The organism is Mesorhizobium sp. KACC 23794, assembly GCF_052180275.1.
GTDB lineage: Bacteria > Pseudomonadota > Alphaproteobacteria > Rhizobiales > Rhizobiaceae > Kumtagia.
This window is the reverse complement of the sequence record NZ_CP197465.1, coordinates 1,951,955-1,965,058: the sequence shown is the minus strand read 5'-3', so window position 1 is coordinate 1,965,058 and position 13,104 is coordinate 1,951,955. Positions and strand designations below refer to the sequence as shown.

Below are 13,104 nucleotides of genomic sequence, written 5' to 3'. Positions count from 1 at the left end.
AAACGGCGACGGCTACGCCGACGTCGGTTGTTGGTATCGCGGTGGGTCCCCTAGCCTTTTTCATGTCCGGCTGGCTGAGTTGATGAAACGTGCTTGAACGGGACGGCGCGAAACACCGCCTGGATGGCCCTGAGCAGCGCGATTCTTGAACTGGTGTGACGTTGTCCCGGCGCGCCGGGCTCATCGAAGGCAGCCATGCGGGCCGACAGGATCGCCGCGAGTTCCTCGGCCATCTCGGGCCGGGCGAGCAGCAGTGGAGCGAAGCTATTCTGGTCAATCTCATAAACCACGACGTGACTCGCCGCCTGCAGCGTGGACACCTCGCCGATGCCGGCAAGCAGACCCGTCTCGCCATAGAAGTCGCCGGGCGCGAGCCGGCCGGTTTCCTGAAGGTGGCCATCGCCGTCTTCCCTCTGACGGACAATGACACCTGCCCGGACGATCATCAGGGATGGCAGCATCTCGCCCTGCCGCGCGATAGTCTCGCCCTCGCGGTACGTGCGCACCGTGACTGTCGCCCCAAGAGCCTCCTGTTCATCGTCGGTCAGTGCCGAGAAGAATGGGATAGCCCTGATGAGGTCGACTGGAGCAACCCGCGGCGGCGCGGCCGTCTCTTCCGTGGGCAGGTCGGTCAGGGAAACGGAGGAGACGGCCGGCATGGCCAGAAGCAGGCCGGTAGATTTGGAATGCCGATAGACGAGGTCGAAGATTTCATTCCGCGCCGCGACGCGCTGGCCGATACTGGCGACACGAAAGATGAGTTCGAGTTCGATCGCCATCGCATCCAGCCCGTTGATCTTGACCAGGGGCGGCGGCTCCTTCTGGATCGCGTTGCAGCTCAAAAGGGCTGTGCGCATCACATCTACGACAATGGCCGGCATCTTGGTCGGCGCCATCCGCACTGTTAGGGAAAGCCCGTGGCTCTCGTCCGGACTGCTGACATTGGTCAGCCCGAGCTTGGCAAGGAAACTGTTCGGCAATGCCACGACGTTGTGGTCCGAGTTGAGGAGATGCGTCGACCGCCAGTTGGTTTCGACAACCCGGCCCTCGGTGCCGTCGCTGAGCACGATCCAGTCGCCAAGCACATAGGGACGGCCGAGATTGAGCGCGATGCCCGAGAACAGGTCGCTCAACGTGTTCTGCAGCGCCAGTCCGAGGATGATGGCGAATAAACCGGACGTGGCGATGAGCGTTCCGACCGGCATGGCGAAGACGAAGGCGAGGATCGACAGCAGCGTTCCGGCATAGACCACACCGACCACGAGGTCCTGCAGCAGGCGTGCCTCGCGCGGCTTGCGCTCGACGACCAGATAGATGCGTACGAAACCGATCAACGCCCAGGCGAGATGGAGCCACCAGAGCAGCTTGACCACCCCCGCCAGGACTGTGGCAGCTATCGTCACGTCTCCGCGCGGGGCTTCGTACGGAACGACATGCTGGTCGAGCAGCATCACCGACATGGTGAGGAAAAAGCCGATCTGAACGATCAGCCGCGCATTGGCCCGACGTCTTGGAATGAGATGCCAGACGACGATACCGGCAAGGCCGACCGAGGCGATGGAAAGAAGCGGGAGGCTCCATTCGTCTGGCGCCATAGTGAGTTCAGCCATGGTTCTGCCGTTGCCCTGTTCGATCAATACAGCCCCGTTTCCTGCAAGAACCGACCGCGTATCCGAGGGACGATGAGCGGTAGGCTCAGTGCCACATCAACGTTCGATTTCCGGCCCGGGAGCCTCGCTTGCCGGATGATCGGACCGCCCTTTGGACGGACGGGATCCTGCATCGTTCCGGCCCCTCTTGTTGGGTCAAGGGCGCACAACCATGCCAACCTTTTCGAGACGCGAGCCATCGTACCAAGGACGCGTGCGTTCGATACGTTGGTCTATGATGTCCTTGGAGATCGACCTTGGCGGACTATCCGGAGTGCCAGGATACCCGCCCGCCTGTAATCCAGCGCCGTCACTTGCCGAGAAGTTTGAGATCCTGACTGGATAACGCTGTCGGGCATTGGGCTCATCCCGTCTCCAACACGAGTTGGCAACAGAACCAGAGAAAACCCTATTGCCGACCTGCAGCTTCGCCCTCCCCTTACGGAGAACAAGATGCCGATCTCGTTGATGGCCGTTGACTCACATCAGATCGGTCAGACGCCCGCGTGGTGATGAATTCCCCAAGGAGTTCCTGTCTCCTCGATCATCAGCCCGCGGAAAAGTCATGGCGACTGCGCGACAACCGAAGAATTGGGCGAAATTTCTATGTTGCCGAATTTTTCCCGGTGACATTGAGCGCCTGCCAAATTCTCAAAGGGGTTGCGGGCATGTCGATGTGATCGACACCCGCCGGCATCAGCGCATCCTTGATGGCGCTCATCGTCGCAGGGAGGGAGCCTACCGTGCCGGCCTCTCCGGCGCCTTTCACGCCAAGCGGATTTGTGGCGGTGGGGACTGCATGGCTCTCGACCTGCATCAGGGGAAGGCCGTCGGCCCTCGGCATTCCGTAGTCCATGAAGGACCCGGTGACGATCTGACCGTCATCGGCGTAGACGACCTGCTCGCTCAACACCTGGCCTATGCCCTGTGCGACGCCGCCATGAATCTGGCCTTTGACGAGCCTCGGATTCACGACCGTTCCGACATCGTCAATGACGGTGTAGGAGACAATGTCGGCAAGGCCGGTCAGCGGATCGACCTCAACCTCGCAGATGTGACAGCCATTCGGAAAGGTGGGTTTGTCGAGGGCGACGATGGCGCGCTCGCACAGGCCGATCTCAAGCCCCGCAGGCATTCGTGCGGGGACGAACGCCGCACAGGCGATGTCGGTCAGGGAAATGTGCCGATTGGCGCCGCGGACCGAAAAGTGACCGTCGGTGAACTCGATCGAGCGCTCGTCGGCCTCGAGAAGATGGGCGGCGATGATCCTGGCCTTGTCGATGATTTTCTGTGCCGCGCGCGTGAAGGCGGCGCCGAACGCCATCATGGTGCGCGATCCGAATGTGCCGCGCCCGTGCGCCACGATGTCGGTATCGCCATAAATGATCTGCACGTCGTCAGCCGGCACACCGAGGATTTCCCGAGCCATCTGGACGAAGACCGTCTCGTGGCCCTGGCCTTGCGAATGACTGCCGGCCAGGATCTTTACCTTGCCGGTGGCGTCGAACCGGATTTCCGCGGATTCCTCGAATGGCCTGCTGTGCGGGCCGCCTGCGACTTCGATGACGCAGGCAATACCGATGCCGCGCAGCATGCCCCGTGCCTTTGCCTGCGAGCGGCGGGCTTCGAAGCCGGACCAGTCGGCGGCAGCCATGCATTTGTCGAGGACGGTCTCGAATTCACCGCTGTCATATGTGAAGACGAGCGGCGTTTTGAAGGGCATCGCCTCGGGCGGGATCATGTTCAGGCGCCTGATCTCGGCCCTGTCCATGCCGAGCCGGCGGGCCGCCTTGTCGATGATCTGCTCGATGTAGAACGACGCCTCGGGACGGCCGGCGCCGCGATAGGGACAGGTCGGCAGCGTGTGGGTGAACACGCCCTGGACGCGGACATCGAAGGCGGGCGTCGTGTATTGCCCGGCGAGGCCGCCGATGTTGTTGGTAGGTGAATGCAGGCCGTCGGAGGCGATATAGGCGCCGAGATTGGCGAGCGTCGACACGCGCAGGCCGAGGAACCTGCCGGCTTCATCCAATGCCAGCGAGACCTCCGACACATGGTCGCGCGACTGGTGATCGGACAGGAAAGCCTCCGAACGGTCGCAAACGTGCCTGACAGGTCGTCCGGTCAGGCGGGATGCCCAGAGGACCAGGACGAGTTCCGGGTGAAAACTTCCCTTGAGGCCGAAGGCGCCGCCAACGTCCGGCGAGACGAGGCGGAAGCGATCGGGCGGCAGGCGAAAGACGGCGGCGATGTCGTTGCGCATTTCGTGCGGCGACTGAAGTCCGGCATGGAGCGTGTATCGCTGCGTTTTCCGATCGAAGGCGCCAAGCGCCGAACGCGGCTCCAGCGAACTGGTCGCGACGCGGCTGATGACGAAGCGCTCCGATACCACGTGTCTTGCCGATGCGAAGGCGGCGTCGCAGGCAGCCGAGTCACCCCACCGCTGGTCGAAACAGATGTTGTCCGGTTCGGAGACCCATACGCGCAGAGCTTCCGGCGAGGCCGCAAGGCTGACCTCCGTCACGCAGTCCGTCGACTCGTAGGCGACATCGACAAGTTCGGCTGCATCCCTGGCCTGGTCGTGCGTTTCCGCGACGACGACGGCCACGGCGTCGCCGACATGGCGGACGGCGTCGACGGCGAGCGGCAGGTAGGGCGGCACGAAATTCGTCTGGCCGTTGCGGCGCTCCCGCCGCATCCGCACCGGCAGGGGATGGAAGTTTTCCGCCGCCATGTCATCGCCCGTCAGCACGGCGCACACGCCGAACGCGTTTCGAGCCGCCCCGGCGTCGATCGAGAGGATGCGCGCCGCCGCATGCGGCGAGCGCACGACCACCATGTGGAGGGCGCCGGACATAGCCGCCGATATGTCGTCGGTGTAGCGCCCCAAGCCGCGGAGGAAGCGTATATCCTCGCGTCTCTCGACCGATTGGCCGATCCCTCCCTTTACCACCGTCTCGCGCCCCCTTTCTGGGTGCCAATGACTGTCAGTTTCGAACAGCATGCCGGTTGCCGCGTGCGGGGCGCGCCGGGACCGCTTGCCGATATTTGAAAGCGTGGTGGCGTAGCCGTGGCCGGAGAGAAGCCTCACCGCGTCGGAGAGTCCGCCTGCCGCACCCCGATCATCGCGTCGCTGCCAACCAGTTCGACCAGCATCTCCGCCGACCAGCCCTCGGTGCCGGCGGGGCGCATCGGCAATACCATGTATCTAAGATCCGCCAAGCTGTCGTGGACCCGGATTTCGACGTCGTCCGGCAGAACCGTCCCGAACTCCTTCAGCACCTTTCGCGGTTCGCGCACGACCCGCGAGCGATATTCGGAGCTTTTATACCAGCTTGGCGGCAGGCCGAGCACACCGCGCGGGTAGCAGGAGCAGAGCGTGCAGACGATGACATTGTGAATTTCTCGCGTATTCTCGACCACGACGAATTCCGGACCGCCAAGGCCGAGTCCCATCGAGGCCAGGGCCGCCTGGCCATCCGAGAGAAGCAGGTCGCGGAAGGCGGGATCGGTCCAGGCCCGCACAATCATCTCCTTGCCGCGTATGCCGCCGTTGCGTCCCTCCAGGGCCTCTATGCATTGCTGGATCTCGGCGGGCGAGATGATACCCTTTTCCTCGAGCAACTCCCGGATTGCCTGGTCCATGATGCGGATTTCAGGATCGTGGTCGCGCGCTGCCGCGTGTTCGATCGGCGCATGATCGTCATGATGGTGGCCGGCGTGGTCGTGAGTTCCGTGGTCGTGGGAGCCGCTCATCTTCTCACTCCATGCTCTCTGCCGGCAGCAGCCAGTGCTCGTAGATATCCACAATGATCCGGTCCGCGCTCGACGTCGAAGCGTCGCGCCAGACCTCATGCCAATCGAATTCTACCCTGTAGAGATACCGGCGGGGTAGGCCGGGCTCGCCCTGCGCCAGCAATTCCGGGTTGAGGAATGCGCCGCGAACGTCGAGGATGCGTCCGGTCTTTCCCTTGACGTAGTTCGGCGTCCGCACATGGCCGGCCTGGCGACGCGTGGAGACGCCAACACGGTCGCCGATGCGAAATCGCGCGCTCATTCGGTCTTTCGGCTCCTGATCTCGTCCATCTTTGCGGCAAGCTCATCCTGCGTAACGATCTGCTTCGACACCAGAATCCTGGACATCGCCGCCACCCAGCGCTCGTAGTAGTTGAAGCGGTCGTAATCTTCGGCGCTGAGTGACTCGCGCATCCAGCGCAATTCGTCGGCCCGGAGAATGTTGCGCCGCGAATCGGCCAGCAACTGGTAAACCGCATCGACGCGCAGTTCCCAATGGGTCGCGTCGTGATGGACCACATCGACGGGACCCGCAGGCTTCCCTCCGCAGTCGTGATGATCGTGTGCCGCCGCTTCCGGCGATGCTTGATCGCCGCAGAGTTCGTTCATTGCGGAAAGCTCCCGGGTCATTCCTCACGTTTCCGTATGGGATAGTCGGCTGGAGAATCGATGTTGCTGACCAGGACGTAGCGCATGATCATATCGACGATGTGCACCTTGCGCTGCTCGACGTATTCGGCCGTCTTCAAATCGCGATCGAAGATCAGCGACAAGGTATACTTGTTGGACAGGTAGAAATAGCCGAGGCCGGACATGGAAATGTAGAGATCGACCGGGTCCAGATTTCGCCGGAAGACCCCGGCCTCGACACCCTGATCGAGGATCGTCGACAGCGAAGACGCCAGACGTTCGTAAAGCATCCGGATGATCGGCGACTTCTTGACGTGCCGGCCGCGATGGAGGTTCTCCGTGTTCAGTATGGTGATGATGTCCGGCTCGTCGACAAACACCTGAAAGGTTTTTTCGCAAAGCGCGGTCATCGCGGCGACCGGCTCAACCCCCAGCAGGGTAAGTTCGTCCTGGCGCCGGCGAAGCGTTTCGTAGATACGCTCCAGCACACGGATGTAAAGCTGCTCCTTGCTTTCGAAATAGTAGTAGACGAGGTTCTTGCTGACCTTGGCGCGCGAGACGATGGCTTCGACGCGAGCTCCATCATATCCCTTGCCGGCAAATTCGGCCTGGGCGGCGCTTAGAATGCGATCCTGGGTTTTGACCGCGTTGCGCTGCGGCGTCACGTTCAGTCTCCGTGCGCCACGCCCAGACGGTTGGTCGGGCAAGGCCGCGGCCGTCGGGACCTCAACGGTCTTTCGCGGTTTTCCGGTTGCAGCCGATGCGGTCATGCATGTCCTCCGCGTTCCAACGCCTTCACTTGGACCTCCACCTCGCGATCCCATGCGCGGCCAGATCCTCCCGGCAATCCGAATGAAGGCATCGCCGATCCTTTGGCGTCATACAAGTCGGTTCGGTCAAGCTGATCATGCCTGTGCTATTTGCCTCGACTTGCGCAATGCCGATGTGCCGGCCTCATCGATCGCGTTGCCGGCAAGGACAACGCCGAAATGTTCGCGCGCATACGACAAGCTGATTTTCCCGTCCAGAACATCTCCAAGTATTGCGCCGAAGGGCCGGTCGTAGGGATTGCCGTAACCGCCGCCGCCGGCCTGCTCGTGACGGATCACGTCATTCCTGCCAACTTCGCGGGTCACCTTGCTGGCAAGGAGTTCGCTGCGACCGTCGCGGATGAGATAGTTGCGCGACAGAGCGCCGCCATTCCCGCCGAACAGACCGTAGGGAGCGGTGTGGTAGCGATCAGTGCGCAATTGCAGGATCGCTTCGTCCGCGAGCAGCCGATACTGGCGAACGACGCTCAACCCGCCCCTCGTTCGTCCCGCACCGCAGGAATCCTCGCGCAAGGAATACTCTTCGATGCGGAGCGGATAGGTGGCCTCCATGATCTCGATCGGCATGTTCGACATGTTCTGGGTCGGGTTGGTGATGGCGTCTATGCCGTCGCGCGTGGCGCGCGCGCCCAGAGCGCCATTGATCATGTCGACGACGATGAAGGGCTCGCCGGTCGCCTTGTCGTAGCCGCCGAGGCAGACGACGGAGTTGCCGCCTTCGCCGGCGGCGACGACGCGCTCCGGCACGATTCCAGCCAGCGCTCCCAGCACCGTGTCGGCGACCCGGTATCCGGTCAAGGCCCGCGCCGCGACAGGCGCGGGGAAGTTCGGGTTCAGAACCGTACCCTTCGGCGCGTCGACGTCGATGCATCGATAGACGCCGGAATTGTTCGGCACATCGGATTCAAGCACGCAGCGCACCGCCAGATAGGTCGCGGATTTGACGAAGGATAGGGTCGAGTTGATGGCTCCCTTGACCTGCGGTGAACTGCCGTCGAAGGAGATGGCAAGCTGGTCGCCAGCCACCTTGACTGTTGATTGCCTTTGAGAACTGACCCGGCAGCGCAGGATATTTCCATCGAGAATTGACCCATGTTTGAACCACCCCTGCATGACAGTGGGGGCATTGGAGTGATCGACATGGCGTTATTGAGCGTAATCCGACGCTGGCATTTTCGAGAGAATCTATCGATCCGTGAGATTGGCCGTAGGACTGGCCTGTCGCGGAACACCATCCGCAAATATCTACGCTCTGATGGCGTGGAGCCTCAGTTCAAGGTTCCGGAGCGGCCGAGCAAGCTTGACCCGTTTGCCGACCGTTTGTCGGCCTGGCTGAGGGCGGAAGCAAAGAAGAACCGCAAACAGAAGCGGACCGTCAAGCAGTTCCATTCCGATCTGGTGAGCCTTGGCTATGAGGGGTCTTACGGTCGTGTTGCTGCTTTCGCCCGGGAGTGGAAGGCAAATCTTCAGAGGGAATTGCAGACGACAGGACGAGGGACATTCGTGCCGCTGGCGTTCGAGCCTGGAGAGGCGTTCCAGTTCGATTGGTCCGAGGATTGGGCCATCATCGGCAACGAGCGCACCAAGCTGCAGGTGGCGCATACGAAGCTCAGCTACTCCAGGGCCTTCATCGTTCGAGCCTATCTGCTGCAGACGCACGAGATGCTGTTCGACGCCCACAATCATGCCTTCCGTGTCTTTGGCGGCGTTCCCCGGCGCGGCATCTACGACAACATGCGCACGGCGATCGACAAGGTCGGGCGCGGCAAGGAGCGCGACGTCAACGTCCGCTTCATGGCGATGGCCAGCCACTACCTGTTCGAACCCGAGTTCTGCAATCCAGCGTCAGGCTGGGAGAAGGGGCAGGTCGAGAAGAACGTCCAGGATGCGCGTCATCGCCTGTGGCAACCCATTCCGCGCTTTGCCTCGCTCGAAGCCCTGAACGACTGGCTGGAGCTTCGATGCAAGGAGTTTTGGCAGAAGACCCCGCATGGAAAGATGCGCGGCACCATTGCCGATATCTGGGCAGAGGAATCCCAGGCCCTCATGCCGACATCACGTCTCTTCGACGGGTTTGTCGAATACACCAAACGGGTCTCCCCGACCTGTCTCGTGCATTTAGAGCGCAACCGCTACAGCGTTCCGGCATCCTTTGCCAATCGGCCTGTCAGCGTTCGGATCTATCCGGATCGCATCGTTGTTGCCGCGGAGGGTTTGATCCTCTGTGAGCATCGCCGCATCATCGATCGCTCGCATGATCGGCCGGGTCAGACGATCTATGACTGGCGCCACTATCTGGCTGTTGTTCAGCGCAAACCAGGCGCGCTGCGCAACGGAGCACCGTTTGCTGAACTCCCCGATGCGTTCAGGAATTTGCAACAACACTTGCTCAAGAAGCCAGGCGGCGATCGCGAGATGGTCGACATCCTGGCGCTCGTCTTGCAACACGACGAGCAGGCCGTGCTATGTGCCGTGGAGATGGCGTTGGAAGCCGGCGTTCCAACCAAAACCCATGTGCTGAATCTGCTCCATCGTCTGATCGACGGCAAATCGCTCACACCCCCGACCATCAGTGCTCCTCAGGCCCTAACGCTCACCAATGAGCCGAAGGCAAACGTCGAGCGCTACGATGCCTTGAGGAAGGCCGCAGAGGTGCGCCATGCGTCATAACCCTGCCAGCGGCGCAATAGTCATCATGCTTCGAAGCCTGAAGATGCACGGCATGGCGCAAGCTGTCGGCGAACTCACCGAACAGGGGGCGCCCGCATTTGAAGCCGCCATTCCGATCCTGTCGCAACTGCTGAAGGCCGAAACGGCGGAACGGGAGGTCAGGTCCACAGCCTATCAGCTCAAGACGGCGCGCTTTCCAGCCTATCGCGATCTCAATGGCTTTGACTTCGCCAGCAGTGAGATAAACGAGGCCCTGGTGCGTCAGCTTCATCGTGGCGAGTTCATCGATGACGCCAACAATGTTGTCCTCGTCGGCGGCCCAGGCACAGGCAAAACCCATATTGCGACCGCGCTTGGCGTGCAGGCCATCGAGCATCATCACAAACGGGTTCGCTTCTTCTCGACTGTCGAGTTGGTCAATGCGCTCGAACAGGAAAAGGCACAGGGACGATCAGGCCAGATCGCCAATCGCCTCGTGCATTCCGATCTCGTTATCCTGGATGAGCTCGGCTATCTGCCGTTCAGCGCATCAGGTGGCGCATTGCTCTTCCATCTGCTGAGCAAGCTCTACGAACGCACCAGCGTGATCATCACCACAAACCTCAGCTTCAGCGAGTGGGCGACCGTTTTTGGCGATGCCAAGATGACAACCGCGCTTCTCGACCGGCTGACCCATCACTGCCACATCCTGGAGACCGGGAACGACAGCTTCCGGTTCAAGAACAGCTCTGCCCAAGAGCCGAAAAGAGCAAAGGAGAAAGCTAGAACCTTGACCGTCCCCGCAGAACCAAAACATACATGAAGGGCGGGTCACTTCTCGGTGAAAATGCCGGGTCAGTTCTCAGTGAAAATCAACACCCGGCCCTATCCCCGCATCGCAAAGGACGAGCCGGTCATGCCATCGCACAAGGAAACATCCGAGATTGGGACAAAAGAAACCGCTCGGGTCCAAACCCGAAAGCCTCAGCTCCTGCCAATCGCGAAGCCGAGTGCCCGGAAACGATTGGTCGACTGCAACGGAGGCGGGAGATGCATCGGAGATAGCGCTGACGAGACCAGCGAGCATGAGCAACACCCGAAATTAGTTCGTTCTTAGAACTAATTCATCATTTTCCTGTCGAGTCAAGTGTATCAGGATCGGCTACCTACCCGAAAAATAGTTATTATCGTTCCAATCTGGAACTATCTCGATGGGCAGGGTGTTGATTTCCGCTGAGAACCGATCCGGATTAGGATGCCTTCCGCAGCGGGACTAAATGTTTAGATGGGATATTCGGCTGTCCCTCTGCAGGCCGTCGCCCCTCTGCTCATGATCTGCGAGCGCCTGTCACCGTTCGTCACGCCGGTCATCAGTGCCACGAAAGAGCCGCTGTCGTTCAAACAAGTTCGTCAACGGAACGGTGCTGATCGGTATAGGATTTCGGTTTTCGGTCGTTACTAGGACTGGCCGGGCGGTTCAGCGGATGGGCCATGACGGTCAGAGCTTCGGGCGTCATGATCTCGGCCGGCGTGCCGCGTGCGGTGAGCTTGCCGGTGGCGAGCATGTCGCTCACGATATCGTCGCTGCAGGGTTTTTCCTCCGTTTGTCCTTGAAAAAACCAGCGAAGGTGTTGTCACGCTAACTTTTGCTCAGCGATCGTTGACCTAGAAGCTGCGGCATGAACACGCCAGCCGTCAGCTTCAAACACCACCGTTTTCCGCCTCAGATCATCGCCCATGCAGTTTGGCTGTATTACCGATTTCGGTTCTTTCGCAAACTCTTCTGTAATGACGGCGAGGGCATGAAGGCTCTTTGTTTTCGGGAGTCGTCATGTTCAAGGGCCGTCATTTCGACCAGTCGGTGATCCTGCTTTGCGTACGCTGGTACCTTGCCTACAATCTGAGCCTGCGCGATCTGGAAGAAATGATGGCTGAACGTGGCCTGAGCCTCGATCACTCCACCGTGCATCGCTGGGTCGTGCGCTTCGCGCCGCAACTGCTGGAGCGCTTCAACCGGCGCAAGCGGACCGTCACCGGCGCATCAAGCAGCGCATCCGATCCATGCTCGGCCTCAAGTCGCAGACGAGCGCCGCCATGATTTTATCCGGCATCGAGATGATCCACATGATGCGCAAAAGACAGGCGAGGTATGCCTACAATCCCAGGCCGTCGATCGCCGAACAGTTCGAAATCCTCGCCGCCTGAACGGCCCAAGTCTGCGCCGAGCGCATCTCTCGCGTGGGATTGCGACAGAACCGTCTACTGAATCGAAAGTCTAACTGCCCTGCTTGGGACAAAAGTTTTCGAAGGTGACGATGGCCCAGCGGTTCTGGCGCAAGGCCAGCTTTCGCATCCAGCCGGTCGTCTCGCCGAATTTGGCGCGGCACCAAGCGCCGTCGGTCGCCATCAAGCACAGTTCGGTCGTGACGCAGGTTTGCGTCGGCACCACGCCGACCACCTCGGCGTCGTCGCGCGCCTCGGCACGGACGTTCAGGTTGACTAGGACCTGCACGCTGGCGCGTTCCGGCGCGGGAGGCGCGGCCTCTGCCGCATCCACACACTTGCTGGTGAAGCCCGAATAGAAGCAGCCGCCGGCCCGCCTGGCAGCCTCGAGCATGGCTGCAGTGCCGGCAACACCTACCTTCTCGAATATCAACGGAGAGCCCGATGTACTTGTGCCGCTAATCCGCCGCTGACTGCCGCCAAGACGGGCGATCACCGCGCCGGAGGCATCGAACAGGGTCATCTGCCCCTCGCTGACGCCCCAGGATTTGACCATAGCGGCCTCGCCGCGGCAGCCCTGTCCCTCGACAGCGAAGCGGCCGTCTGCTTCAGCTTTCGAGCCCAGCACCATATTGCAGGTCGACGGAGGGTTGGAGTAGCGGCCATCGACGAGTTGCCAGCTGCCGTTGAATGCCTGGAGGAATTGGTCCACGGACTGCGCCCGCACCATCGTGGCCAGCGACAACGCGCCGGCCGCGGCCAACATGACCGTCAAAAATCTCGCTACTTTCATGGCTCCCCTCCGTTACGTAAAAGTCGAAAATTAGGGAGAGGTTTGTCAACTCACGCGCCGCGATTTCTATAGCACAAGTGCAGGTTTCGCAAAGAAAAGACGCGGCAGGCCGGGGAGTTTGAACGGGAACTCGAGACCTGGCGTTTGCCTTAGGGTTCGCCCGCCGAAACATTGGCCTCGCCGATCACCCTCCCCTCCTCCCGAAGTACCACTCTGATGGAGATGCGGTCGCCCTTGGCAAGAGAAAGCACCGTCCTGGCTATGTCCTGGGACTGGCCGGCGGAGAGCTTCAGCGTACGGTTCTGGCGCGTGGTCACTGTGCCCGAACCGCCGGTACGGTCGATCTCAACCGAGCCCTCGATTTCGGCAGCGCCAAAGCCGACGGCCGATGCGGTGATCTGGACACCGGCCTCCGTAGGCACGATGGCGATGGAGGGAACCGCAACGGCGCCTCCATCCTGCGCCACCGCGTCGCCTACACTGCAGGCGGCGGCAAGACCTACGACGAGTGCAGCCGCGCGGCGCATGGAAGCTT

At 61.2% G+C, this 13,104-nt stretch carries 12 protein-coding genes and 1 pseudogene; 3 read left to right on the top strand and 10 right to left on the bottom strand.

Features of this window, described 5'->3' with window-relative positions; genetic code table 11:
* Positions 1-50 precede the first annotated feature (50 nt).
* The 7 genes from ACSBOB_RS09690 to ACSBOB_RS09660 all read right to left on the bottom strand — a co-directional run bounded on the left by ACSBOB_RS09690 (position 51) and on the right by ACSBOB_RS09660 (position 7,930).
* Positions 51-1,610, bottom strand: a complete 1,560-nt coding sequence (locus ACSBOB_RS09690; RefSeq protein WP_442582198.1) for a cyclic nucleotide-binding domain-containing protein — start codon at positions 1,608-1,610, stop codon at positions 51-53.
* A gap of 643 nt (positions 1,611-2,253) precedes the next feature.
* Positions 2,254-4,653: a xanthine dehydrogenase family protein molybdopterin-binding subunit gene (locus ACSBOB_RS09685; RefSeq protein ID WP_442582197.1), complete on the bottom strand. Its 2,400-nt coding sequence runs from the start codon at positions 4,651-4,653 to the stop codon at positions 2,254-2,256.
* 83 nt (positions 4,654-4,736) lie between these two features.
* On the bottom strand, positions 4,737-5,405 hold the full coding sequence (gene nthA / locus ACSBOB_RS09680) for a nitrile hydratase subunit alpha (RefSeq protein ID WP_442582196.1): 669 nt from the start codon (positions 5,403-5,405) through the stop codon (positions 4,737-4,739).
* A gap of 4 nt (positions 5,406-5,409) precedes the next feature.
* Positions 5,410-5,706 (bottom strand): SH3-like domain-containing protein, encoded by a 297-nt coding sequence (locus ACSBOB_RS09675; protein ID WP_442582195.1) that lies wholly within the window; start codon positions 5,704-5,706, stop codon positions 5,410-5,412.
* On the bottom strand, positions 5,703-6,053 hold the full coding sequence (locus ACSBOB_RS09670) for a hypothetical protein (protein ID WP_442582194.1): 351 nt from the start codon (positions 6,051-6,053) through the stop codon (positions 5,703-5,705). Before ACSBOB_RS09670 ends, ACSBOB_RS09675 begins: the two co-directional genes overlap by 4 nt.
* 17 nt (positions 6,054-6,070) lie before the next feature.
* A complete protein-coding gene (locus tag ACSBOB_RS09665; protein ID WP_442582193.1) occupies positions 6,071-6,844 on the bottom strand; it encodes a TetR family transcriptional regulator in 774 nt (257 codons plus the stop codon).
* A gap of 135 nt (positions 6,845-6,979) precedes the next feature.
* Positions 6,980-7,930 (bottom strand): hydantoinase B/oxoprolinase family protein, encoded by a 951-nt coding sequence (locus tag ACSBOB_RS09660; RefSeq protein WP_442582192.1) that lies wholly within the window; start codon positions 7,928-7,930, stop codon positions 6,980-6,982.
* Positions 7,931-8,044: 114 nt separating this feature from the next.
* On the opposite strand from ACSBOB_RS09660, the gene istA reads away from it, so the two are divergent.
* Positions 8,045-9,574 (top strand): IS21 family transposase, encoded by a 1,530-nt coding sequence (istA, locus tag ACSBOB_RS09655; protein WP_442583696.1) that lies wholly within the window; start codon positions 8,045-8,047, stop codon positions 9,572-9,574.
* Positions 9,564-10,376: an IS21-like element helper ATPase IstB gene (gene istB / locus ACSBOB_RS09650; RefSeq protein ID WP_442577702.1), complete on the top strand. Its 813-nt coding sequence runs from the start codon at positions 9,564-9,566 to the stop codon at positions 10,374-10,376. Before istA ends, istB begins: the two co-directional genes overlap by 11 nt.
* Before the next feature lie 574 nt (positions 10,377-10,950).
* On the opposite strand, the gene ACSBOB_RS09645 is transcribed toward istB, so the two are convergent.
* Positions 10,951-11,127 (bottom strand): hypothetical protein, encoded by a 177-nt coding sequence (locus tag ACSBOB_RS09645; protein ID WP_442582191.1) that lies wholly within the window; start codon positions 11,125-11,127, stop codon positions 10,951-10,953.
* A 105-nt stretch (positions 11,128-11,232) separates the two neighbouring features.
* Between ACSBOB_RS09645 and ACSBOB_RS09640 the strand changes: the two are divergent.
* Positions 11,233-11,585 (top strand): annotated as a pseudogene (locus tag ACSBOB_RS09640) (hypothetical protein); the annotation flags it as partial.
* Positions 11,586-11,828: 243 nt separating this feature from the next.
* Here ACSBOB_RS09640 and ACSBOB_RS09635 read toward each other — a convergent pair.
* Entirely contained in the window at positions 11,829-12,569 is a 741-nt protein-coding gene (locus ACSBOB_RS09635) for an AprI/Inh family metalloprotease inhibitor (protein ID WP_442582190.1), read from the bottom strand.
* Between the two features lie 149 nt (positions 12,570-12,718).
* The gene (gene csgH, locus ACSBOB_RS09630; RefSeq protein WP_442582189.1) at positions 12,719-13,096 is read right to left on the bottom strand and encodes a curli-like amyloid fiber formation chaperone CsgH; all 378 of its coding nucleotides are present in this window, start codon (positions 13,094-13,096) and stop codon (positions 12,719-12,721) included.
* Positions 13,097-13,104: the final 8 nt, after the last annotated feature.